Annotated in this window: 19 protein-coding genes; 12 read left to right on the top strand and 7 right to left on the bottom strand. The window is 60.7% G+C overall.

Annotated elements, in window-relative coordinates:
- Positions 1 to 68 precede the first annotated feature (68 nt).
- Positions 69 to 1,214 (top strand): molecular chaperone DnaJ, encoded by a 1,146-nt coding sequence (dnaJ, locus tag L2D14_01885; protein WNK00189.1) that lies wholly within the window; start codon positions 69 to 71, stop codon positions 1,212 to 1,214.
- Positions 1,215 to 1,402: 188 nt separating this feature from the next.
- Positions 1,403 to 2,206, top strand: coding sequence for a 4-hydroxy-tetrahydrodipicolinate reductase (gene dapB / locus L2D14_01880; GenBank protein ID WNK00188.1), 804 nt, complete (start codon positions 1,403 to 1,405; stop codon positions 2,204 to 2,206).
- Here the strand turns inward: dapB and L2D14_01875 are convergent.
- Positions 2,196 to 2,726 carry a DUF2244 domain-containing protein gene (locus L2D14_01875; GenBank protein WNK00187.1) on the bottom strand — a complete coding sequence of 177 codons (531 nt, stop codon included), beginning with the start codon at positions 2,724 to 2,726 and terminating at the stop codon, positions 2,196 to 2,198. The two genes, dapB and L2D14_01875, sit on opposite strands and share 11 nt — an antisense overlap.
- 68 nt (positions 2,727 to 2,794) lie before the next feature.
- Between L2D14_01875 and nth the strand changes: the two genes are divergently transcribed.
- Positions 2,795 to 3,433: an endonuclease III gene (gene nth / locus L2D14_01870; GenBank protein WNK00186.1), complete on the top strand. Its 639-nt coding sequence runs from the start codon at positions 2,795 to 2,797 to the stop codon at positions 3,431 to 3,433.
- An 18-nt stretch (positions 3,434 to 3,451) separates the two neighbouring features.
- Here the strand turns inward: nth and L2D14_01865 are convergent, their stop codons facing one another.
- From L2D14_01865 to L2D14_01855, 3 genes are read right to left on the bottom strand one after another with little or no spacing between them, the layout of a single operon-like run.
- On the bottom strand, positions 3,452 to 3,919 hold the full coding sequence (locus L2D14_01865) for a hypothetical protein (protein ID WNK00185.1): 468 nt from the start codon (positions 3,917 to 3,919) through the stop codon (positions 3,452 to 3,454).
- Positions 3,912 to 4,502 carry a polymer-forming cytoskeletal protein gene (locus tag L2D14_01860; protein ID WNK00184.1) on the bottom strand — a complete coding sequence of 197 codons (591 nt, stop codon included), beginning with the start codon at positions 4,500 to 4,502 and terminating at the stop codon, positions 3,912 to 3,914. The genes L2D14_01865 and L2D14_01860 overlap by 8 nt, the downstream gene beginning before the upstream one ends.
- A gap of 59 nt (positions 4,503 to 4,561) precedes the next feature.
- The gene (locus tag L2D14_01855) at positions 4,562 to 5,248 is read right to left on the bottom strand and encodes an EI24 domain-containing protein (GenBank protein ID WNK00183.1); all 687 of its coding nucleotides are present in this window, start codon (positions 5,246 to 5,248) and stop codon (positions 4,562 to 4,564) included.
- Positions 5,249 to 5,542: 294 nt separating this feature from the next.
- Here L2D14_01855 and L2D14_01850 point away from each other — a divergent pair, with 294 nt between their 5' ends.
- From L2D14_01850 to L2D14_01835, 4 genes are all read left to right on the top strand, one after another.
- Positions 5,543 to 6,535 (top strand): adenosine kinase, encoded by a 993-nt coding sequence (locus L2D14_01850; GenBank protein ID WNK00182.1) that lies wholly within the window; start codon positions 5,543 to 5,545, stop codon positions 6,533 to 6,535.
- Between the two features lie 31 nt (positions 6,536 to 6,566).
- A complete protein-coding gene (gene typA / locus L2D14_01845; protein ID WNK00181.1) occupies positions 6,567 to 8,390 on the top strand; it encodes a translational GTPase TypA in 1,824 nt (607 codons plus the stop codon).
- Positions 8,391 to 8,505: 115 nt separating this feature from the next.
- A complete protein-coding gene (locus L2D14_01840; GenBank protein WNK00180.1) occupies positions 8,506 to 9,669 on the top strand; it encodes a glycosyltransferase family 9 protein in 1,164 nt (387 codons plus the stop codon).
- Positions 9,670 to 9,676: 7 nt separating this feature from the next.
- On the top strand, positions 9,677 to 10,987 hold the full coding sequence (locus L2D14_01835; protein WNK00179.1) for an AmpG family muropeptide MFS transporter: 1,311 nt from the start codon (positions 9,677 to 9,679) through the stop codon (positions 10,985 to 10,987).
- Here L2D14_01835 and L2D14_01830 read toward each other — a convergent pair.
- Complete coding sequence (locus L2D14_01830) at positions 10,941 to 11,966, bottom strand: glycosyltransferase family 9 protein (GenBank protein ID WNK00178.1); 1,026 nt, start codon at positions 11,964 to 11,966, stop codon at positions 10,941 to 10,943. The genes L2D14_01835 and L2D14_01830 overlap by 47 nt on opposite strands.
- A gap of 61 nt (positions 11,967 to 12,027) precedes the next feature.
- Positions 12,028 to 13,320 (bottom strand): MFS transporter, encoded by a 1,293-nt coding sequence (locus L2D14_01825; protein ID WNK00177.1) that lies wholly within the window; start codon positions 13,318 to 13,320, stop codon positions 12,028 to 12,030.
- Between the two features lie 132 nt (positions 13,321 to 13,452).
- On the opposite strand from L2D14_01825, the gene ppa reads away from it, so the two are divergent.
- Positions 13,453 to 13,986: an inorganic diphosphatase gene (gene ppa / locus L2D14_01820; protein WNK00176.1), complete on the top strand. Its 534-nt coding sequence runs from the start codon at positions 13,453 to 13,455 to the stop codon at positions 13,984 to 13,986.
- Here the strand turns inward: ppa and L2D14_01815 are convergent.
- The gene (locus L2D14_01815) at positions 13,983 to 16,247 is read right to left on the bottom strand and encodes an NADP-dependent malic enzyme (GenBank protein ID WNK00175.1); all 2,265 of its coding nucleotides are present in this window, start codon (positions 16,245 to 16,247) and stop codon (positions 13,983 to 13,985) included. The two genes, ppa and L2D14_01815, sit on opposite strands and share 4 nt — an antisense overlap.
- Before the next feature lie 281 nt (positions 16,248 to 16,528).
- Here L2D14_01815 and mutS point away from each other — a divergent pair, with 281 nt between their 5' ends.
- The 4 genes from mutS to trpS all read left to right on the top strand — a co-directional run bounded on the left by mutS (position 16,529) and on the right by trpS (position 24,825).
- On the top strand, positions 16,529 to 19,207 hold the full coding sequence (gene mutS / locus L2D14_01810; GenBank protein ID WNK01630.1) for a DNA mismatch repair protein MutS: 2,679 nt from the start codon (positions 16,529 to 16,531) through the stop codon (positions 19,205 to 19,207).
- A gap of 103 nt (positions 19,208 to 19,310) precedes the next feature.
- The gene (locus L2D14_01805; protein WNK00174.1) at positions 19,311 to 22,100 is read left to right on the top strand and encodes a [protein-PII] uridylyltransferase; all 2,790 of its coding nucleotides are present in this window, start codon (positions 19,311 to 19,313) and stop codon (positions 22,098 to 22,100) included.
- Positions 22,030 to 23,730, top strand: coding sequence for a murein biosynthesis integral membrane protein MurJ (murJ, locus tag L2D14_01800; protein WNK00173.1), 1,701 nt, complete (start codon positions 22,030 to 22,032; stop codon positions 23,728 to 23,730). The genes L2D14_01805 and murJ overlap by 71 nt, the downstream gene beginning before the upstream one ends.
- A gap of 78 nt (positions 23,731 to 23,808) precedes the next feature.
- On the top strand, positions 23,809 to 24,825 hold the full coding sequence (gene trpS, locus L2D14_01795) for a tryptophan--tRNA ligase (GenBank protein WNK00172.1): 1,017 nt from the start codon (positions 23,809 to 23,811) through the stop codon (positions 24,823 to 24,825).
- Positions 24,826 to 24,849 lie beyond the last annotated feature (24 nt).

The raw sequence follows: 24,849 nt of genomic DNA, 5'->3' as shown, positions 1-24,849 counted from the left end.
TGTTCGGTCAGGGGGGCCCGGATTGCCGGGTCCCCTTACCGACGGATCGCTTCGGGGAATAAGTCATCATGGCCAAACGGGATTATTACGAATGCTTGGGGGTCTCCAGGGACGCCGATGCGGCTGAGCTGAAGAAAGCGTACCGCAAGCTCGCCATGCAGTATCATCCGGACCGCAATCCGGACGATGACGAGGCGGAGAAGAACTTCAAGGAAGTTAACGAGGCCTACGAAGTCCTCAAGGACGAAGAAAAACGTGCGGCTTATGATCGCTTCGGTCATGCCGCCTTCGAAGGCGGTGGCCCCGGGCCGGGCGGTTTCGGCGGCGGTGGCGCCGGTGCCGGCGGATTTGCCGACATTTTCGAAGAGATGTTCGGCGACTTCATGGGCGGGCGTGGCGGTGGCCAGCGCGCCAGCGCCGGACGCGGGTCCGATCTCCGCTACAATATGGAAATCACCCTTGAGGACGCCTTCAACGGCCTCAAGACCGATATCCGCGTGCCGACGTCCGTGGTCTGTTCAGACTGCAAGGGCAGCGGCGGCAAGGACGGTGCACAACCGGTCGCCTGTGACAGCTGCGGCGGTGCCGGACGTGTGCGGTCGCAATCGGGTTTCTTTACGGTCGAGCGGACATGCCCGACCTGCCAGGGCACGGGCCACACCATCAAGGATCCGTGCCGGGGCTGCTCGGGCACCGGACGCCAGCAGAAAGAAAAAACCCTCGCCGTCAACATTCCGGCCGGTGTTGAGGACGGCACACGCATCCGCCTTGCCGGCGAAGGCGAAGCGGGGCTGCGCGGCGCACCGGCAGGTGATCTGTATATCTTCCTGGGTATCAGACCGCACCGCTTCTTCCGCAGGGACGGCGCCGACGTTCATGTCCGTGTACCGGTGCCGATGGCGACGGCGACACTGGGCGGGCAGATCGAGGTGCCGACCGTCGAAGGCAAGCTGCTCCGCGTCTCGATCCCCGAAGGCACACCGACCGGTCACCAGCTCCGGCTGCGCGGCAAAGGCATGAAGGTACTGCGCTCGGAAAGCCGCGGCGACATGTTCGTGCAGATCTTCGTGGAAACCCCGGTCAACCTGACGAAGAAGCAAAAAGACCTGCTGAAGGAATTCTCCGGCGACGAAAAGACGTCGAAAAAACACAGCCCGGAAAGCACCGGCTTCCTCGACAAGGTCAAGGAACTCTGGGAAGACCTCAGGGACTGAGCGCAGCTTAAAGCTGGCCGCCAAACCCTTCACTCCTGCGATCGCGGGGGACAGACCTCAAATTCCGCGAACTGCCATTGCCGGGGACGGGACTCCTGCGTTCACGGCAGTGACACTATGGCGTTAGGCGTGACACGCGTTACGAAAAACGTAATATGCGTTTCAACAGATTGCTGAGGAGGCGTGCCATGAAAATCGGAATTGTCGGATGTGCCGGACGCATGGGCCGCATGCTGATCAAGGCCGTCGCTGAAACGCCGGGGGCCGAACTGGCCGGCGGCTCGGAAGCGCCGCACTCGGATGCTGTCGGCGAAGACCCGGCCGTGTTGGCGGGTCTGCCGGCGTCGGGCCTGAAGATCACCGGCGACGCGCGCGAACTGTTCGAAGCCTCGGATGCGGTCGTCGATTTTACCGCACCGGCGGCGACCGTCGCGCACGCGGCGCTGGCCGCCGAGACGGGCACGGCGCTGGTGCCCGGCACCACCGGGCTTTCCGCCGACGATCAGGCGAAGATCGAAGCGGCCGCGCAGGCCGTGGCGATCGTGCAGGCGGCGAACTATTCCGTCGGCGTCAATGTCCTGTTGGGCCTGGCCGAACAGGCCGCAACCATGCTCGGCCCGGAATTCGATATCGAAATTCTCGAAATGCATCACCGCCACAAGGTCGATGCCCCGTCCGGCACCGCGCTGGCGTTGGGCCAGGCTGCGGCCAAGGGACGCGGCGTCGATCTGGACAAGGTTTCGGACCGGGTCCGCGATGGTCACACCGGCGAGCGCACCGTCGGCAATATCGGCTTCGCGACGCTCCGTGGCGGCATGGTCGTCGGCGATCATTCGGTGATTTTCGCGTCCGACGATGAGCGCATCGAAATCACACACCGCGCCGCCGATCGCGGCCTGTTTGCCAAGGGGGCGATCCGTGCCGCGTTGTGGGCGGCAGACAAGGCGCCGGGGCTTTATTCCATGCGCGACGTGCTGGGTCTTAACAAATAGCGCCCGTATCGACGTGGCGGATGTCGGCCAACCTGCGGATTTCGTGGGCCAGGACCTCGCACAGCATCTCGCGCTCGTCCTGATTGAGAAACTTGCCGATGACGATGCGCTTGCCGTGCGTGCCGGCGATCAATTGTTTAGAGGGGCCGTCGAGGCGCACCTGAAGCCATTGCGGCTGAAACGACCAGTGCTTGCGCTTGCCCCAGTGATCGACCTTGGAAAACCGGAACTCGCGCTCGCTGATGGTGATCGCTTCGAACGCCGAGCCAACCCTGTGGTTGTAGCGTAGCGCGAAGATCAGGGCGAGTACTTCAAGCCCCATGAAGCCGAAGACCGGCCAGGCGCCTGCAATCAGAAATGCGGTGCCGGTCGGGATGAACAGGAACAGCACGAACAGAGAGACAATTTTGACCGCGCGTTCGCTGGAACTGCGATGTGGACGCAGGACCTTTGAAAAGCGGATCGTCGTCGCGTCTGCATCGTGATCGTCTGTAAGCGGTTGTGTTACCATTTCCGTCATTTTAGGCGATCTTGTCAAAAAGCAACAACCGGGTTTTCTCGGCGCAGCATATGCGGGATAACAGAGCCATGAAAAAAGCCGATGTCATCACGTTTTACAGTCGCCTCCGCGATGCCGACCCGGAACCCGTCGGTGAGTTGCATTACGTAAACCCCTATACCCTGCTGGTCGCCGTCGCGCTGTCGGCGCAAGCCACCGATGTCGGCGTCAACAAGGCGACCCGGCCGCTGTTCAAAAAGGTCAAGACGCCCGAGGCGATGGTCAAGCTGGGCCTTGCCGGGCTCAAGGATTACATCAAGACCATCGGTCTCTACAATACCAAGGCAAAGAACGTGATCGCGCTCAGCCAGTTGCTGATCGAGCGGCACGGCAGTGTCGTGCCCAACGATCAGGCGGCGCTGGAAGCGTTGCCCGGGGTCGGCCGAAAGACCGCCAATGTGGTCCGCAATATCGCGTTCGGCGAGCCGACGATTGCCGTCGATACGCATATTTTCAGGGTCTCGAACCGGACAGGTCTGGCGCCAGGGAAGACGCCGTTGGCGGTCGAAAAGAAGCTTCTGAAAGCAACGCCTGCGGAATTTGCCCTGCATGCGCATCACTGGCTGATTCTGCTGGGCCGTTATGTCTGCAAGGCCAGAAAGCCGGACTGCCCGAACTGCAAGGTCATTGACGTCTGTGCCTTCAAGGGCAAAACGTCGCTCTCCTGAACGCCCTTGTCTGTAACTCTAGCCGGTGCCGAGCCGCAGGTGGCTTCGGACCACGGACCTGACGCAGGACGGCGCATCTTTGCTGCCGCTGATGTCAAGGTGACGGACCGTCAGCGGGCCGGTGCTTTGTCCTGATTGCGGGTACAAAAACAACAACAGAACGCACTGTTCGGTGCGGTATTGCCAGATTTCAGCGCCGAGGTCGTGACGCACCAGACTGGCTGCGCCGAAAGCGTCGTTCAATGCATCCGTAGACCAGCCGATCACCGCGGCCGGTGCCGGTGCATCGATTTCCGGCTCCGGCTTGGGCGCCGGTGCAGGGCGCGGCGCAGGCAGGGCCGCCGTTTGCGGGGCTGCGGGCGTTGTCGTCTGTGCCGGCGCCGTGTTGGGCGCGGGCGCGTTGCCGGCACATCCGGCAAGCACGCCAAGGACGGCGATCAGGGCAGAAAGTGGCGTGAAAAAGCGCCTGCCGGCCGCTTTATTCATCGCTGTCCGATGATGTCAGGGTCTGCATGTCACCGGCGATTTCGCCGCCGGATTCGATCACGATCCGGCCATAGCGGACCTTGCCGTGAATGCGCCCGCCGGAGCGTACGATCAGCCGCTCGCGGGCGACCAGATCGCCCTCATAGCGGCCGCTTATGTCCGCTTCGTCGACTTCCGCGGCACCCTTGAAATAGCCGCTCGGTGAAATTTCTAGAACCCTGGCGCCCGGCAGGGTCACTTCGACATGGCCTTCGACGATCAGTTTGTCGCAGGACGTGATTTCCCCGTTGAGCTGGATATCCCGGCCGACGATCAGGCGGCGGCCTTCGACCTCGTTGGCGCGCGGACGGTCGATGCGGCGCGCCGGCGCACTGGGCAGGTCCGGGCTGCGGCGCTGCAGGTCGGGCATGTGCGAACTCGATGACGGCGGCTTGGCGGGCGCATGCGAGCCCTTTTTCGAAAACGGCTTCAAAGGCGGCGCATCGCCAGCATCTTCGTCGCCGGATTCCATCCGGGAATGCAGCGCATCCGGCTTGCCTGGTGCTTTTGCCGGATCTTCATCGTCTTTTTTCTTGCCGAACATGAATGTCTATCCCCAACCGGTGCAGATTACTTTGAGCGCAATGCCTTTCGGGCCGGTACTCAGGCTTTCGCCGGTGCGCCCCCGGTCCCGCTCGGGCGCCATTTTTCAAAAAGATGAACCATCGCCGATGTCGCGACCACGGGCATCAACAGATTGACCAGCGGGATCGTCAGTGAAAATGCAATCAAGATCCCCACCATCAGCACGCTGCCCTGGCGGGCTTTGCGCAATTTGGTCACATCTGCCTGCGCCAGCCGCCTGGACGCCACCAGTTCAAAATATTCCCGGCCCAAAAGATAGCCGTTCACAAGATAGAAAACAAAAGGGAAAAGCGGCCCCAGAAACAGGAACGGCAACATCAGGATATTGAGAACGATCAGGATGGCGAGAAATTTTGCCGACATCACGACAGCCTCGCCGACCGACTGCCCGCTTGCCGGCGGCAGTGCCGGATAGTGGCGCTTTTCGACGCAGTCCGCGACCTGGTCGAGGAACAGGCCAATGACGCCGCTGACCGTGGCCGGAAAAAGAAACCACGTCAGCACCAGTGTCGCCGCCGCGCCGAGAAAATCGATCATGCCTTCGAGCCAGCCGATTTCGGAGATTGCGGTTTCGCGCAGCACCCAGCCGATGACGGTCCAAAGCGCCGCAAATGTGATTAGGGCCGAGAGAATAGAAAACCACAAATATTTTCTGGTCGCTTTATCCCCTAGCTGATCTATTCCTTTAACAAAAGCACCTATCATATTGATATTACCAGATTCTATATTAATGTACGGCTCTCCCGCCGATTTAAGGACGCAGTCGGGCGCGGGTCAAGGCCGGATTCTCAACCAGAATCTTAAAAAATCGTTAATTTGATTATTTATCAATATATTATTAACCATATTAAAGCTGAAACTTTAATATCTGATCAAGCTGTTTGGCGGGTGCGCCCGCGCTGTTCCCGATCCCGCTTGCTCCGACCCTGCCTTTGACTATACTCCGCGCCAATTATCGGGCACCCCCTTTGCCCGCGACAAATACTCAGCGAGTGCGCAATGGCTAAAGCAGATTTTGACGTTCTTGGTATCGGCAATGCAATTGTCGATATCCTGGTGCAAACGGGTGATGACTTTCTCGACGCGAACGGATTGACCAAGGGCGCCATGGGCCTTGTCAGCGCCGAGGCGCAGCGCGCGCTTTACGACAAGACGGGCCAGGCGATCGAAAGCTCCGGCGGTTCCGCCGCCAATACGCTGGCCGGGATTGCCGCGCTCGGCGGCCGTGCCGCTTTTGCCGGCAAGGTCAGGGATGACCAGCTCGGCACCGTTTTCACGCACGACATCCGTGCCGCCGGCGTGACGTTCGATACCGCCATGGCCACGGATGGCGTGCCGACGGCAACATGCCTGGTGCTGATTTCGCCGGACGGTCAACGCACCATGCAGACCTACCTCGGGGCCTGTGTCGAGTTCTCGGCGGCGGATCTCGATCATGCGCAGGTTGAAGCGGCCGAAGTCATTTATCTCGAAGGCTATCTGTGGGATCCGGATCCGGCCCGCGAAGCATTCCTGCAAGCCGCCCGCGTGGCGCACGATGCCGGACGCAAGGTCGCCTTGTCTTTATCCGATCCGTTTTGCGTCGACCGGCATCGCGACGGCTTTTTGAATTTCATCAGCGAACATGTCGATATCCTGTTTGCCAACGAGGACGAAATTTTGTCGCTGTTTCAGGTCGATGATTTTGATGCCGCCGCCGAGCGTGTCCGGGGCATGACCGATATCGCCGCACTGACGCGATCCGAAAAGGGCTCGGTTGTCGTTACGGCCGAGGACGTCATCACGGTCCCCGCATCGAGGGTCGATAAGGTTATTGATACAACGGGAGCCGGAGACGCCTATGCGGCCGGTTTCCTTGCTGCCTATACCCGGGGCCAAAGCCTCAGGCAGGCTGCCGAATTGGGCGGTCTTCTGGCGGCGGTGATTATACAACAAATCGGCGCCCGGCCTTCCGCCGACGTGCAGCACCTGCTGCAGGGTCTGGATGGTTGAACACGGCTAACGCCTTTACAGGATAAATTTAATGGAACTCAGAAATATCGCGATCATCGCGCACGTCGACCATGGGAAAACCACATTGGTCGATACCATGATGCGCCAGAGCGGCGCTTTCCGCGACAATCAGAAAGTTGCGGAACGGGCCATGGACTCGGGCGAACTGGAACGCGAGCGTGGCATTACCATTCTCGCCAAATGCACATCGGTGGAATGGAACAATGTTCGCATCAACATCGTCGATACCCCTGGCCATGCCGATTTCGGCGGTGAGGTCGAACGTATTCTGTCGATGGTCGACGGGGTCGTCTTGTTGGTCGATGCCGCCGAAGGTCCTATGCCGCAGACCAAATTCGTCACCGCCAAGGCGCTGAAACTGGGCCTCAAGCCGATCGTCGTCGTCAACAAGGTCGACAAGCCCGATGCCCGTTCGTTTGAAGTACAGGACGAGGTCTTCGATCTGTTTTCGGCGCTGGACGCGAATGACGAGCAGCTTGATTTTCCGACTCTGTTCGCGTCCGGCCGCAGCGGCTGGGCGGCCCTGGAACCGGACCAGCACGGCGATACCCTGGAGCCGCTGTTCGAAAGCATCGTCACGCACGTGTCGCCGCCGCAGGCGGATGAAAAAGGCCCGTTTTCGATGCTCGTCACGACCATCGAAGCGGACCCGTATCTGGGCCGGATTCTTACCGGGCGGGTGTTCTCCGGATCGGTTAAACCGAACCAGACCATCAAGGCGCTGGGCCGCAAGGGCAATGTGATCGAACAGGGCCGCGTGCAGAAAATTCTCGCCTTCCGCGATGTTAAGCGCGAAGCCATCGATCAGGGTGTCGCCGGCGATATCGTCGCCATTGCCGGTATGACCAAGGCAACGGTGGCAGATACCCTGTGCGCCACCGAAGTCGAGGAACCGATCCAGTCGCAACCGGTCGATCCGCCGACCCTTGCGATGACATTCTCCGTCAATACCTCGCCTTTCGTCGGCCAGGATGGCGATAAGGTCACGTCGCGGATGATTCGCGAACGACTGATGCGCGAAGCCGAGGGCAATGTCGCGATCCGCATTACGGAAGCCGGCAACAAGGACGCTTTCGAGGTCGCCGGGCGGGGTGAACTGCAGCTCGGCGTGTTGATCGAGCAGATGCGCCGCGAAGGTTATGAGCTTTCGATTTCCAGGCCGCGCGTGCTGTACCGTGAAGATCCGGACAGCGGCGAAAGAATGGAACCGCTGGAAGAAGTGGTCGTCGACGTCGATGAGGAATTTTCCGGGATCGTCGTCGAGGCACTGAGTGTCCGCAAGGGCCGCATGACGGAAATGCGCCAGGCCGGTGGCGGCAAAGTGCGCCTGACCTTTATTGTGCCGTCGCGGGGCTTGATCGGCTACCACGGCGAGTTCATGACGGAAACCCGCGGCACCGGCGTACTCAACCGCGTGTTCAACGGTTATGCGCCGTATCAGGGCGAAGTGCCGGGACGGCGCAACGGCGTGCTGATTTCAAACGCGACGGGCAAGTCCAATGCCTACGGTTTGTCCGGGCTGGAAGGCCGGGGCGTTTTGCTGATCGGCGCTGGTGTGCCGGTTTATGAAGGTATGATCATCGGCGAGCACAGCCGCGGCAACGATCTTGAGGTCAATCCGCTGAAAGCCAAGCAGTTGACCAATGTCCGTGCTTCCGGCACCGACGAGGCGATCCGCCTGACGCCGCCGCGCCGGATGAGCCTTGAAGACGCCATTGCTTATGTAAATGACGATGAACTTCTTGAGGTCACGCCGTTGAATCTGCGGCTGCGCAAGCGCCTCCTTGATCCGCATGAGCGTAAGAAAGCGGACAGACAGAAGGACGCCGGTTGAGCCGGGCATGGAGTGGGGATAGCCTACACCTATGCAGAGTTCTGAAGCACCAGCGTTATACGCCGAGAGACCCCGGGTAAAAGTTTCCGCTTTCTGGCGCATGTTCCCTGCGGGCATGCGCCGTCGCTGGTGGATGTTCAGGTCGTTCGACCTGATCGCACGTCATTTCCCGATATTCCGTCAGTCCCGCGGATTATTGGTGGTTCGTATGGATGGCATTGGCGACATGATGCTGTTCCGCCAGAGCCTGGAACATTATGCCGAAGCCTTCGGTATCGATAAGGCCGACATTACCGTGCTCGGCTGCGATAGCTGGAAAGCGATCGCCGACGAGGTGTTCAAAGGTTACCGGGTTATCACAATCGATGAGCACGCTTATGCGCGCAAGCTCATGTACCGCTTTCGTGTCAATCTGGTGGTGCGCCGGCTGGCGCCGAAAATTGCAGTGTGCGATTCCTATCTGCGCCGGGCAATGATGGCGGACAGTCTTGTTTGGGCATCGGCGGCGCCCAGAACCGTGGTGTCCATGCCGTATGTGAACGAGCCGACCCGCTCGGAGTTTACGTACTATCTCAGCCAGGTCGATGAAATCATCGACACAGGCACTTATCCTACACACGAAATTGTACGGCACTTTCGTTTTGTGTCAGCGGTTGCAGGGAAAGCGATTGCAGCGGAACCACCAAAGATCGATTGGCCCGAGCGGGTACCGGATCTCGCCGCCGAAGGCCCGTATGCAGTGATCAATCCCGGCAGCAACGAGCCTGGGCGCCGTTGGCCATTCGAATCCTATGTTGCCATCGCAGAGAAACTTTTGGATATGGGATGGCGCGTGGCCTTTGTCGGTACCCGCGGCGAGCGCTGGGACGCAGCCTTGCTGGACGAGATCGCAACGCGGCCGGGCATTCTCGATCTGACCGGAAAGACGACGCTCAACGAGCTGATGGACCTGATGAAATATGCCGGTCTGGTGATCAGTAATGATACGGGACCGGCGCACTTGTCGATTGCGATTGGTGCGCCGACCCTAGTGGTTGTCGGCGGCGGGCATTTCACGAGCTTTGTGCCGTACCCGGACAATGTCTGCCCGCCAAATGCGCGTTTCATTTACGAAGTGATGGATTGCTATCACTGCTTCTGGCGCTGCCATAAACGCAAAACCAAATACGAGGTCTTTCCATGTGTCGCCGCCGTCCCCATCGACGGCGTGTGGTCGGTCTGCGAAGAGCTGATCGAAGCAGCTGAGACAAAGGGCACGCGCCCAATGGCAGCGGGATAGAACACATATGGCGACGCGCCTGCAGGACTGGTTTGCCGCCGCCGCCGTGTATTTCGAATTTCGCGTGTTTCTGATCCTGCTGCTCGGCTTCTCTTGCGGCCTGCCGTTGTTGCTGGTGTACGGAACGCTCTCCGCATGGTTGCATGACGAGGGCGTATCGCTGACGGTGATCGGCTGGTTTTCCGTGGCCAGCAGTGCGTATGCGTTGAAATTCCTGTGGGCGCCGATGGTCGACCGCTGCCCGCTGCCCGGGCTTACCCGCCTGCTGGGCCAGCGCCGCAGCTGGCTTCTGGTTTCGCAGTTATGCGTCATGGCGGCAATCGTGATGCTGGGCAGCACCGACCCTCACGACGACCTGGCATGGACGGCGCTTTGGGCCGTGGCCCTGGCATTTTCATCGGCGACCCAGGACATCGTTGTCGATGCCTACAGGATCGAGATTCTCGACGAGGCTCGTATGGGCGCGGGCGCCGCCAACTATGTGGTCGGTTACAGGATTGCGACTTTTGCATCCGGCGCGGGCGCGCTGATCATCGCCGATCAGGCGGGCTGGTTTTCCGCTTATGCGGTGATGGCGGTGCTGGTGTCGGCGGGCATCGTGGCGACGTTGCTTGGGCCGGAACCGGTGCGCCGGGACGATCAACCGGCAGACGGTATTGCACGTGGCCTCCCGACCGTCATCGACACGCTGCGCCGGGCCGTGCTGATGCCTTTCGTCGATTTCATGAAGCGGCAGAACTGGCCGGCGGTGCTTCTGTTCATTGCGCTCTACAAATACGGCGATGCGCTTTTGGGGGTGATGGCCAACCCGTTCTATCTGGATCTCGGCTTCAGCAAGACCGAAGTCGGGCTGGTGACCAAGGGTTTCGGGCTGGCGGCGACGCTGCTGGGCGGCATCATCGGCGGCGTTGTCGTCGCGCGATACGGAACGCTCAAGGCGCTGCTGTTCGGTGGCATCCTGCAAGCGGCGTCCAACGGGGTGTTCGCCCTGCAGGCCTGGATCGGGCCCGAGCTCCCGATGCTGTTTGTCACCATCGGGGTCGAGAATCTGACCGGCGGCATCGGCACCATAGCCTTTGTCGCATACTTGTCCGGGCTTTGTAATATCGCTTATACGGCGACGCAGTTCGCCCTGCTGTCTTCGCTGATGGCGTTCACGCGGACCGTACTGGCGTCCGGGGGCGGCTGGCTCGCCGACCAGATCGACTGGGTATCGTATTTTCTGCTGACCGGTTTAGCCGCGATCCCCGGACTGATGATGTTGCTCTGGCTTATGAAGCAGGTACCGCTGCCAGCCGCCCCCGAAGCGCGTCGGTAACGGCATCCACGGGGATTGCGCTCATTTCCCGCGACCCGAATGCCTCGGCGCGAATGACGGCAATGTCATCGGTCATCGGGGGAAATTTCTCATATACCGTAGGCCCGTAAAGCGCAATCAGCGGCGCCCCGGCGACGGCAAGCATGTGTGCGATCCCGGAATCGTTGGAAACGGCGGCCGTCATGCGCGTCCCCAGGGCGATTGTCAAAAGCGGGTCGTAATTGTGATCCGCCGCCCCCTGCCCTTCTTGCAGCGGCAGGATCGCTTCCGGCACGTCACGGCGGATGTCTTCCGCCCATTCTTCTTCCTGCGGCCCGATCAGGAACACCGGCGTATAGCCGGCATCGCGGACATCGCAGGCAGCGGCGATGAACCTGTCCAGCGGCCAGCATTTCGGCCGGCCGCCGGAACCGGGGGCGAAGCCGATGTAGCGCTTGCCGTCCGGCAACAAGCTTGCGGCATCGGACGTGTATTGCACGGGGATGTTCAGGTCCAGTTTGGCCGGTGTCGCAAAGGATTGCCCCGACGCGATCTCCAATAGATCGAGCATCTGGCGCTGCATCGCCTTGGGGAATTTGTAATCCTTCCTGGGTTTGATCGACGACAGCAGGAACTTCGCCGCCGGGGAAATAAAATGCGTGTGGCGGATGCGCCTGACGGCAAGGGCGGTCGAAAAATTACGTTGCGTGTCGATCACCAGATCGAAGCGCCGTTCCGCCAGAGGCCGGGGCTGCAGCAGTTCCTTCGGGCTGAACCCGATGCCGCCGTATTCGATGATCTCGTCGAGATGGTTGGTTGCCAACGGCGCAAGCATGCTGCCATAGACGCTGGTTTCCTTGCCGGCGAACCAGGTCAGATTGGCGCTTGGAAAAGCCGTCCTCAACCCGCGCACGAACGGCAGCTTCAACAGGCCGTCCCCCAACCGGTCGAGACCGACATGGATAAGAACGCTTTCCGGATTGTGAACGGGTTTACGCATGCGTTGCTCCAGACATGTCGCTAGCACGTTCCGGCATGTTTGTAGAGAAAAAGGGCACGGGTCATGGCACCGGGGGCTTGGGCGGCCGCGCCAGCATGGCAACGCAGGCGCCGGTGAAACCGAATACCGCAAAGGTTAAAAGCGGCGCATCATAGGTGCCGGTACTGTCGCGGAGTGCGCCGGCGATCAGCGGGCCGGCGGCCTGGCTTGCAACCTGTACCGTCAAAGCTGCGCCGCGTATCGCGCCATAACTCCGGCGGCCGAAAAAATCCGCCCAGGCAATCGGTAAGATGGTCAGCAGACCGCCGATACCACAGCCGAAAAGCGCCGCTGCGGCGTATGCCATGGGGGCGCTGTGAACTTCATGCATGGCCAGTGCGGCCGAGCCCAGCAACAGCCCGACCAGCACCAGCGCGAACCTGAGCGGCACGCGCCGGGGCCAAAAGCCGTAGGCAAAACCGGTGATTGCCGAGACCAGCGAAAACGTACTGACCGCCGTTGCCGCCACCGTCGCATCAAGGCCGCGTTCGATCAAAAGCGGCGCTTGATGGAGGCTGACCCCGGCCTGGATCGGCCAGACCAGCAGCGTGAAAAGGCTCAGGAACCAGAATGCCGGCGTTCGCATGGCCTTGGCGCGGGTGAAAGCCGGCTCCTGCGGTGCGGGCGTGTAATCATCCGACACGGCCGCCTCGCCCGAGGAGTTGCGATTCTTTGACCTTGCTACACCATCGATGGCGAGCCCGAGGTCTTCCGGACGGTGTAGCAGAAACACCCACACCGGCAGGAAGCCGACGATCAGCACGGTCGTGCCGACCGCCAACCACGCATAGCGCCAGCCACCGGCCTGCATGGCGAAGTGTGCGATCAGGGGCATCGCGACCAGTCCGGACATCAGCGCCATGGTCGTGATCGATGTCGCAAACGAGCGCTTCTTGTAGAACCAGTTCACGATCGATCCGTAGATGCCGATATCGTAGGGACCGGTAAAGTTCATCCGCGCGATGCAGTAACACAGATAAAACAGCGGCAAGGCGTTGACGGTGGACAGGAATAACAGAGGAACGCCGGTGAAAAGCACTGCAAAGCAGAGGATTGTTCTGGCCCCGTTGCGGTCCAGAAACGGACCGATCAGCGGCGCGGCGACGGCGCCGAGAATCCCGCCCAGCGAGACCGCGCCGGATATTTCCGTCCTCGACCAGCCGAATTCCGACGTCATCGGCTCGATGAAGATCGACAGTGTGGCGACAGCCGGCCCCTGGCGGGAAAACGACGCGGCGCAGACGGCGAACAGGATCACCCAGCCATAGTAAAACGGCAGGCGCCCGGCCAGCGCATTGATGAAACGAAGTCGCAAGGTGATGTAACTCCCGTCAGATCGCGCTACGCTATCAGCTCGGCGAAAATATGTGGAGCCGAAGCGGCTAAAAGTTTATGGTGCGCCCGCTTGGGAGGGCTCGTTGACGGATTTTTTATTGAGGAAACTGCAATGAACATGGATCTGGTGCCTGTTGGCGATAACCCGCCCTATGACGTGAATGTGCTGATCGAGATTCCGCTGGGCGGCAATCCGGTCAAATACGAGGTCGACAAGAAATCCGGCGCTATTTTCGTCGACCGCTTTCTGCACACGGCGATGTATTACCCGATCAACTACGGTTTTGTGCCGCACACATTGTCGGATGATGGCGACCCTATCGATGCCGCCGTTCTGGGCCAGATGCCGGTGATCCCCGGCTGTATCATCAAGTGTCGGCCGATCGGCGCGCTGATTATGGAGGACGAAAGCGGCATCGACGAAAAGCTTTTGTGCGTGCCGGTTGACGAGCTGCATCCGTTTTATGGCGATGTCAGCTCGTACCGGGACATCCGTCCGGTGCAGATTCAACAGATCCAGCACTTCTTCGAGCACTACAAAGACCTGGAACCCAACAAGTGGGTCAAGGTGCAGCGCTGGGGCGAGGCCGAGGAAGCGATGTCACTGATCCGTGAAGCGATGGAACGCGCCAAAACGGCGGATTAATCCGCCGCTTCGTGCGCCGTCAGGGCCGCCAGCGTCACCATATCCGCCACCGTTGATCCCATCGGGACAACCTGGATCGGTTTGCTCAACCCCTTGATCAGGGGCCCGAGTACCGTTGCGCCGCTGACCGATGCCAGCAGTTTCATGCTGATCTGCGCGCTGTGCAGGCCCGGCATCACCAGAACATTGGCGGTGTCGGACAGGCGGCAGAACGGGTAGTTCGCCAGCAAATCCTTGTTAAGCGCGACGTCGACGGCCATTTCCCCGTCGTATTCGAAGTCGACGCCCTCCTTGTCGAGAATTTGCACGGCCTCGCGGACCAGTTCGGCACGCGGCAGCGCCGGGTGGCCGAAGTTGGCGAACGAGATCAGCGCCACGCGCGGCTCGTGACCGAAGCGGCGGGCCTCGGCGGCGGACTGGCGGGCGATATCGGCCAGGGCCCGCGGGCTCGGCGATTCGGCGACGACGGTATCGGCGACAAACAGTGTCCGGCCGCGATCAATGATCATCGACAGGCCCATGACACGTGCGCCCGGTGCCGGCTCGATGACCTGGGCGATATTGTTCATCGCCGCATGGAAGTTCCGGGTCAAGCCCGTCACCATGGCGTCGGCATCGCCCGTCGCGACCATGCAGGCGGCGAAGATATTGCGGTCCTGATTGACGAGTCGCTGGCAGTCGCGCTTCAGGCTGCCTTTGCGCTGCAGGCGCGCATACAGATACTCCGCATAGTCTGCATTGCGGTCGGACAGCCGGGCGTTATGAATTTCCAGCCCGTCGATCTTGCCGAGCCCCAGGGATTTCATTGTTTCAACCACGCGTTCTTCGCGGCCGACCAGGACCGGTGTGCCGTAACCGGCGTTCAAGAAGGCATGTGCGGCGCGGATGGATTTCTCTTCCTCGCCTTCAGCAAAGACGACGCGCCGGGGCTTGGCGCGCACCTGATCAAGCGTTGCCTGCAGATTACCGATGATCGGATTGAGGCGCGCCGAAAGCTCGCTCTCATAGACGGCCATATCCTCGATCGGTTTCTGCGCGACACCGGAATCCATCGCCGCCTGGGCAACTGCTTTCGGAACGGCAACGATCAGACGCGGATCGAAGGGGGTCGGAATCAGGTACTCCGGCCCGTACTGCAGATGGATTCCGGCATAGGCGGCATCGACCTCGTCGGGCACATCTTCGCGGGCCAACTCGGCGAGTGCGTTGGCGGCGGCGATCTTCATTTCCTCGTTGATGCGCCGCGCCCGGACATCGAGCGCGCCCCTGAAAATGTAGGGGAAGCCGAGGACATTGTTGATCTGGTTCGGATAATCGGAACGCCCGGTCGCGATGATGGCGTCACTGCGCACGTCCTTGACGTCTTCGGGGGTGATTTCCGGATCCGGGTTGGCCATGGCGAAGATGATCGGTCGCTCGGCCATGGATTTCACCATGTCCTTGCTGACGGCATCTTTCACCGATAGGCCGATGAACACGTCGGCGCCCTTCATGGCGTCGGCCAGGGTACGGGCGTCGGTGTTGACGGCCTGCGCCGATTTCCATTGGTTCATACCCTCGGTGCGGCCGCGATAAATAACGCCCTTGGAATCGCACATGGTGATGTTTTCGGTGTTCACACCCATCGCTGTCATCAGATCGGCGCAGGCAATCGATGCCGCGCCGGCGCCGTTGATGACGATTTTGGAATCCGCCAGGGTGCGGCCGGTCAACGCCACGGCATTGATCAGGCCGGCGGCGGTGATGATCGCGGTGCCGTGCTGGTCATCGTGAAAAACCGGAATGTCGAGCAGCTCGCGCAGGCGCTCCTCGATCATGAAACATTCCGGCGCCTTGATGTCTTCAAGATTGATGCCGCCGAAGGCATTGCCGAACAGGCGCACGCTTTCGACGATTTCGTCGACGTCTTCCGAGAACACCTCGACATTGAAGGCATCGACATCGGCAAAGCGCTTGAACAGCACGCACTTGCCTTCCATGACCGGCTTTGCCGCCAGCGGGCCGATGTTGCCGAGACCGAGCACGGCGGTGCCGTTTGAAACAACACCCACCATGTTGCCACGCGCCGTTAGTTCCCAGACGCGGCTTGGATCATCGTGGATGGCCAGGCACGGACCGGCAACGCCCGGCGAGTATGCCAGCGTCAGGTCCCGCTGTGTGGTCAGCGGCTTGGTCGGGTGGATTTCGATTTTACCGGGTTTGCCCGAAGCGTGCATGCGCATGGCTTCGTTGTACAGCAGTTCGGTGGCGCGCTCGTCCATAGTGACGTTTCTCCCAGGAAATTTGTATCGTTCATTGTTCGTTGCCGGGCACGCCATAGGGGCTAGCCTGCGTCTGAACCACAATATTGCCAGTAGAAACAAAAAGTGCAACGGCGCGTGTGCCTACGCCTTCACGTGTGATATGGTCCAGACGATTTTGTTATTGCCGCCAGGTGTTGCCGGAAAGCCCCGGAAAACGGATGAACCAACAAACCCCGCTTGCGAACGAAACCCCGGAATATGAAGCTGCGCCGGAAAACGGGGGCGCGGAATCTGCCTTGATGCGCGCCGGGGGCGGGGATAAATCCGTGACGCCGATGATGGCGCAGTATCTCGGCATCAAGCGTGCGCATCCGGACGATCTGCTGTTTTACCGGATGGGCGATTTTTACGAGCTGTTCTTCGATGATGCGGTTGCCGCCGCCGCGGCCCTCGATATCGCGCTGACCAAACGCGGCAAGCATCTGGGCGAAGATATCCCCATGTGCGGGGTCCCGGTGCACAGTCATGAATCGTATCTCAACCGCCTGATCCGCAAAGGCTTCCGCGTCGCCATCTGCGAGCAGACGGAAGACCCCGCCGAAGCCAAGAAGCGCGGCTCGAAATCCGTCGTTAAGCGCGATGTGGCGCGGGTCGTGACGCCGGGGACAATCACCGAGGATCATCTGCTCGAAGCGCGGCGGGCCAACTATCTTGCCTGTGTTGCCCGTGCGCAGTCGGATTGCGCCGTTGCCTGGCTGGATGTTTCGACCGGCAACTTTCGCGCGCAGTCTGCGGCGCCCGGGGATATCGCGGCGATTCTGGCACGCCTCGACCCCGGCGAAGTCATTGTCGCCGATAGCCTGCTGGGCGATGCGTTGCCGGAACAGACATGGTTCGATGTCGCCGACAAGCTGACACCATTGCCGGCGGCGCGATTCGACAGCGAAAACGGCCGCCGCCGCTTGCTGGCGCTTTACGGTGTCAAGACGCTGGACGCATTCGGCGCCTTTGGCCGCGCCGAAATCGCCGCCGCCGGCGCGCTCGTCGATTACGTCGAATTGACGCAGAAAGGCAAGCTGCCGCGTCTGCATCCGCTGGCCCGCGTCGAACAGGGCGCGGTGATGGAGATCGATGCGGCGACACGGCGTAATCTGGAAATCACGCAGACCATGTCGGGCGGGCGCAAGGGCAGCCTGCTGGATGCGGTCGACAGAACCGTTACCGGCGGTGGTGCGCGTCTTTTGGCGGCGCGGATCGCGGCGCCCCTGACGTCGCCCGCGGAGATCAATGCGCGCTTTGACCTGGCGGCGGTTTTCCATGCCGACAGCCGTGCCCGCGACAGGCTGCGCGAGCGGCTGAAATCGGTGCCGGAAATTGCCCGTGCACTGAGCCGGATCAGCATCGGCCGCGGCGGCCCGCGCGATATCGGCGCGGTTAGGGCCGGTCTGAGCGCAGCGTTGGATATCAAGCGCAATCTGCGTGATCTGCCGTCTTTGCAAACGGCTGACGATTTGCCGGGACTGGTCGACGCGCTTGGCGGACACGACGACCTGATTGACGAACTGGCACGTGCCCTGATCGACGAACCGCCGATGAGCGGCGCCGATGGCGGGTTCGTGCGCAAGGGGTTTCATCCGCGCCTCGATGAACTGGTTGCGATGCGCGACGAAAGCCGCCGCCTGATCGCCGCGCTGCAAAAGCGCTACGCCGATGCGACCGGGATATCGGCCCTGAAAGTGCGCCATAACAATGTGCTGGGTTATTTCATCGAGGTCACGGCGAAACAGGCCGACCAGATACCGAGCGGCACGGACAGCCCGTTCATTCACCGCCAGACCATGGCCAACGCCGTGCGCTATACCACGGTTGAGCTGAACGATCTGGAAGCCGAAATCGCCCGCGCCGGCGAGCGTGCGCTGGCGCTGGAAATGGAAATTTTCGAAGCGCTTTGTTTAATGATCCGTGACGCCGCCGCGGCGATCGATGCCACGGCATCGGCTTTGGCGGTGCTGGATGTTGCGGCGGCAACGGCGGAACTGGCGCTCAGCGACGATTTTGTCCGCCCGCTTGTCGATGACAGCGAAGCCTTCGGCATCGAGGGCGGCCGCCATCCGGTGGTCGAGGCGGCGCTGGCGAAAAGCGGCGACGTGGCCTTTGTTGCCAACGACTGCCGGCTTGAGCCGGGCGACGATGACGCTGCAGGTGCAAAGCTGTGGCTGCTGACCGGGCCCAACATGGCCGGGAAGAGCACATTTCTGCGTCAAAACGCGTTGATTGCGGTGCTGGCACAGGCCGGCCTGTATGTTCCCGCCGCACACGCACACATCGGGATCGTCGACAGGCTGTTTTCCCGGGTCGGCGCCGCCGACGATCTGGCGCGCGGGCGCTCCACCTTCATGGTGGAAATGGTTGAAACGGCGGCGATCCTGCATCAGGCCGGGCCGCGCGCACTGGTGATCCTTGATGAAATCGGCCGGGGCACCTCGACCTTTGACGGGTTGTCCATTGCCTGGGCCGTCGTCGAGCACCTGCACGAGGTCAACCGCTGCCGGGGCCTGTTTGCCACCCATTACCACGAGCTGACAGCATTGGCCGAGCGCCTGTCCGCGCTCAAATGCTACACCATGCGGGTCAAGGAATGGAAAGGCGACGTTGTCTTCCTGCACGAGGTCGAGGCCGGTGTCGCCGATCGCTCATACGGCATTCATGTCGGCCAATTAGCGGGATTGCCGACTAGTCTTATTAGACGTGCCGAGATGATCTTAGAGAAGCTTGAAAGCAAGAAATCGAGTCAGTCCAGTACGTTGGGGGACGATTTACCCCTGTTTTCTGCAATTCAAGCGCAGCACCCTGAGCCTAAACAGGAAAGCAAGGCAGAGGCGGCACTCAATAAGATTAACCCAGACAGCCTAACGCCGCTTCAAGCCCTCGAAGAGCTATATAAGCTCAAATCATTGATGGCAATGAATCATGATTAATCGGCTGACATTAAGCTGTTTTCCTGTCGCTGCGGGTATTTCCGGCGCGGCGCCCCTTGTCCTTTCGTTCTGTTTTGCGCAAAGCGGTACGGGGTCTGTATAAATGCCGTCCATGATCAAAGTGACCAAGCCACGCGATATCATCGACCGTAAGGCGGTGCTGACCCGCCTGGACGAAATCCTCGGCTGGTCCGGCTACACGCCCGAAACGCAGCCTGAAATTTTCGAGATTTACCGCACGACGCTTGAAAAGGGCCGGAAGGAAATACAGCGGCGTTTCGAAAGTGGCGAGCAGAGCGGCAGCAACACGGTACGCGCCGGTGCCTATTTAATCGATCAGCTTGTGCGGATCATCTTCGAAGTAGCGACAGAGCACGTCTATCCGCTTGGTGCCGGGATATCCACGGACAAGCTGTCGGTCATTGCGACCGGCGGTTACGGGCGTGCCGAACTGGCGCCTCATTCGGACATCGATCTGATGTTCCTGCTGCCCTACAAGCTGACGCCGCAGACCGAGCAGGTCGTCGAATACATGCTCTACACCCTCTGGGATCTCGGGTTGAAGGTCGGGCATGCGACGCGCTCAGCGGAAGAAGCGGTGCGGCTTTCGAAGGACGACATCACGATTCGCACCAGTCTTTTGGAATCGCGGCTGATCACCGGCAACGAAGAGCAATTCGAGAAGTTCCGCAAACTGTTTCACGATGACGTCGTCAGCGATTCCGGCATGGCCTTCGTCGAGGCCAAACTGGCCGAGCGCGACGACCGCCACGCACGCATGGGCGACACGCGCTATGTGCTGGAGCCCAACATCAAGGACGGCAAGGGCGGTTTGCGTGACCTGCAGACGCTGATGTGGATCGCCAAGTATCTGTATGACATCGAATCTATCGTTGATTTGAAGCAGAAAGATGTGCTGACGGCGGACGATGCCCGGCGTTTTGAAAAGGCGCAGGAATTTCTGTGGACCGTGCGCTGCCACCTGCATTACCTCGCCGACCGGCCCGAGGAACGCCTGACGTTTAACGTGCAGACCGAAATCGGTGAGCGCATGGCGTACACCGACCACGCGGGATTAAGCGGCGTTGAGCGGTTCATGAAGCACTATTTCCTGATCGCCAAGGATGTCGGCGATCTGACGCGGATCATCTGTGCCGCGCTTGAAGAGCAGCATAAAAAGAAACGCCAGCGGTTCCGTCTGCCGCGATTCGGCAAGGGCGGCCCGAAAATCGACGGCTTCAGCGTCGACGGCGACCGCATCATGGTTGCCAGCGACGATATTTTCGAAAAAGACCCGAAGAAGCTTCTGGACCTTTTCTGGCAGGCGCAAAAGCATCACTTCGATGTGCACCCGAGTGCGCTCCGCCTGGTGACCAAGAACCTGAAACGGATCACGCGCAAGCTGCAGAACGATGCGCAAGCGAACGAAATCTTCATCAACATTCTGACCGGCCCGGATCCGGATAAAACCCTGTTGCGTATGAACGAAGCCGGGGTATTCGGTAAGTTCGTGCCGGACTTCGGCCGTGTCGTCGCGCAGATGCAGTACGATATGTATCACGTCTATACCGTTGACGAGCATACCATCCGTGCCATCGGCGTGTTGCACGGTATCGATACCGGCCGCCTGATCGATGATCACCCGGTTTCGTGCTCCGTGATCGGCGAGGTGCAGTCGAAACGCGCGTTGTATCTGGCCGTCTTGCTGCACGATATTGCCAAAGGACGGGGTGGCGATCATTCGGAACTGGGCGCCGAGATCGCGCTCAAGCTGGGCCCGCGCATGGGTCTCAGCGACTGGGAAACGGAGACCGTTGCGTGGCTGGTGCGCCATCATCTGCTGATGAGCCACACGGCTTTCAAGCGCGATATCGATGATCCGAAAACGGTGTCCGATTTCATCGAGATAGTACAGTCGCCGGAACGGCTGCGGCTTTTGTTGATTCTGACCACTGCCGATATCCGTGCCGTCGGCCCCAACGTCTGGAACGCCTGGAAGGCGGGGCTGCTGCGCGAATTATACTGGCAAGCACGCGAAGCGATGTCCGGCGAAAGCCCGCAGGAGCGGTTGTCGAAGCGGGCGAAAACAGCCAAGCAAAAGCTCGCTCAGGCGCTCAGTGAGAGTTCGAGCGAATGGACACCCGAAAGAATTGAAGCGCACCTGGATCTAGGCCGCGATACCTATTGGCTGACGTTCGACACCGACGCGTTGTTGCGTCATGCGGAACTGATCAAAACCGCCGCCATCAACAACCAGAATCTGGTGATCGACCTGACCGCCGACGAGGCCCATGACGCGACCGAAGTCGTCGTCTTCACCGTCGATCATCCGGGCCTGTTCGCCAAGGTTGCCGGCGCGCTGTCGCTGGGCAGCATCAACATCGTCGATGCCAAGATCGTCACACTGAATAATGGCATGGCGCTGGACACGTTCTGGGTACAGGACAAGCAGTCGGAAGCGATTTCCGGTGAAGCGCGGATGGCGCGTATCCGCACCCGGCTGGAACGTGCACTCTCCGGCCTCGCGTCGCCGGCGTACGAACTGAAGGAGGCACGCGCCAATGCGATGCCGTCCCGCACAAGCGTCTTCAAGGTGCCGCCGCGTGTTCTTATCGACAACAAGGCGAGCCGGACGCACACGGTGATCGAGGTGAACGGCCGTGACCGGCTGGGCTTCCTGCACGACACCACCAACGTACTGACAAGTGCGGGGTTGCAGATTTCATCGGCGCACATCACGACGTATGGTGAGCGGGTCGTCGACGTTTTTTACGTGAAGGACATCTTCGGGCTGAAAATGGAACAGCCGAACAAGATCGAGGATGTGCGCGCCAAGCTTCTGGCCGCCATCACCGGAACGACAGGCAGCGCCGAACCCGAGGCCGCCGAGTGAACGCCGATCCGCTGAAGGGCACTATGGCCAGACAGAAGACCGGCGCCATATCCATGCCGCATTCCGGCCCAAGGCTGCGGCGATGAACCTGGTTCGCGCCATTTCCGCCATCGGGTCTATGACCATGCTGAGCCGCATCTTCGGCTTTGCCCGCGATATCCTGATCGCCAACTTTCTCGGCGCCGGCACGGTGGCGGACGCTTTTGTCGTCGCATTCCGGTTTCCCAACCTGTTTCGCAGACTTTTCGCAGAAGGGGCGTTTGCCGCGGCCTTTGTGCCGATGTTTTCCAGAAGCCTCGAAGGCGAAGGGCGCGAGCCTGCCCGCATTTTTGCCGAGCAAGCCTTCAGCGTTTTGGCCGTCGTGCTGTTTGTTTTCGTTGCCGCCTTCGAACTGGCGATGCCGTGGCTGATGCCGTACCTGGCGCCGGGGTTCGATCAGGTACCGGGGAAAATGGAAATGGCGACGGTGTTTTCAAGGATTGCATTTCCCTATCTGCTGTTCATCTCGCTGGTTGCCCTGCAGTCGGGTGTGCTCAATGCCTTCGGTAAATTCAGCGCCGCCGCTGCCGCGCCGGTGCTGTTGAACATCACGCTGATCACGTTCCTGCTGGCGTTCGGCGGCTCGGACGCGGAGTCCGGGCGCGCCCTTGTCTGGGGAGTGTTCGCGGCCGGGATCGTGCAGTTTGTCTGGCTTGCCTGGCATTGCCACCGCGAAGGTGTCGTTCTCCGCCTTCGCATGCCGGTGCTCAGCGATAAGGTCCGGGTGCTGGGGCGGCGTATTCTGCCGGTCGTTTTCGGCGCCAGCCTGTACCAGATCAATCTGCTGATCGGGACCATACTGGCGACGATGATTTCCGACGGGGCGGTTTCATATCTTTATTATGCCGACCGGGTGACGCAGTTGCCGCTGGGCGTCGTCGGCATCGCGGTGGGAACCGCGCTGTTGCCGATGATTTCGCGTCAGCTCGAGGCCGGGAACGACGAACAGGCCAACACGTCGCAAAACCGCGGCATCGAAATCGCCCTGCTGCTGACCGTCCCGGCGGCGCTTGCGCTGATTGTCATGCCACAGCCGATCATTCAGGTCCTGTTCGAGCGCGGCGCCTTCGACAGCGCGGCGACGGACGCGACGGCGGCGGCCTTGATGGCGTATGCGATCGGCTTGCCGGCCTATGTCGGGATCCGGGTTTTTACGCCTGGATACTTCGCCCGCGAGGATACCGCGACGCCGGTGCGAATCGCGGCCTTGGCCATGCTTGTCAATGTGGTGCTCAATGTTGTGCTGATGCAGCCGCTCGGTCATGTCGGCATCGCGGTGGCGTCGAGTGTTTCGGCATGGCTCAATATCATTCTTCTGGTGGTCGTGCTGGCACGGCGCGGTCATTACAAATCCGACGCCCGGCTGATATCGCGGCTGTTCGGTATCGCCGGCGCCAGCGTCATCATGGCCGGGGTGTTGTGGTTCGCCGCAGCCTGGGCCGTGCCGTGGCTGTCCGGCAACGCTATCGAACAGGTCGTGACGCTGGCTGTGCTGATTGCCGGCGGTCTCGCGCTGTATCTGATTTCGGCCAGACTGTTCGGTGTCTATTCCATTCAGGAAATCAAGGCCACGGTGCGACGCGCGCGCTGAGCGGGGCAAACCTTGACCACCCTGAAGCTACGCGCGATAACCCGCTCTCTATATGAGCAACCGGAACCGTAACCGATCATGAGCGAGCGAATTTTTTCAGGCGTCCAGCCGACCGGCAACCTGCATCTGGGGAACTATCTGGGTGCGATCCGAAACTGGGTGAAGTTGCAGGACGATTACGACTGCCTGTTCTGTGTCGTCGATCTGCACGCCATCACGGTCTGGCAGGATCCGGCAAGCCTGCGCGCGTCGACCCGCGAAGTCGCTGCGGCGATGATTGCCGCCGGTGTCGATGCGCAAAAGCACATCATCTTCAATCAGTCGCAGGTCTCGGGCCATGCCGAACTGGCGTGGATATTCAACTGTGTCGCCCGCATGGGCTGGCTCGGACGCATGACCCAGTTCAAGGAAAAGGCCGGCAAGGACCGGGAAAACGCCTCAGTCGGGCTGTTCGCCTATCCGAACCTGATGGCCGCGGATATTCTTTTATACAAAGGCACGCACGTACCTGTCGGCGAGGACCAGAAGCAGCATCTGGAGCTGGCACGCGATATCGCGCAAAAATTCAACAACGATTTCAAGACCGAGACGTTTCCCGTTCCCGAACCGCTGATCCTGGGGGCCGCGACACGGGTCATGTCGTTGAAGGACGGCATGAGCAAAATGTCGAAGTCCGACCCGTCCGATTTGTCGCGCATCAACATGACGGACGATGCCGAGACCATTCAACGCAAGATCCGCAAGGCCAAGACCGATCCGGACCTGCTGCCCGACAGCACGGCCGGCCTTGAAAACCGCCCGGAAGCGAGAAATCTGCTCGGCATCTATGCGGCCCTTTCCGACATCACCGTAGATGCGGCGGTGCAGGAATTCGCCGGGCAGCAGTTTTCCGCGCTCAAGGAGCGTCTGTCCGATGTCGCCGTGGCAAACCTGGCACCTATCCAGGACGAATACCGACGCCTTCTGGCTGACAAGGCGATCATCGACGATGCGCTGGCGGATGGCGCGGAACGCGCACGCGCCATCGCCGAGCCGGTGCTCCGCGAAGTCCAGGACGTCATCGGCTTCCTGCGTCCTAATAGAAAGCGCGGCTGAGTTATGTAAAGCTTCGTTGCCAGA

Source organism: Thalassospiraceae bacterium LMO-JJ14 (assembly GCA_021555105.2).
In the GTDB taxonomy this organism is placed as follows: domain Bacteria; phylum Pseudomonadota; class Alphaproteobacteria; order Rhodospirillales; family Casp-alpha2; genus UBA4479.
The sequence above is the reverse complement of the archived record's forward strand: the minus strand, read 5'-3'. Positions and strand labels throughout refer to the sequence as shown.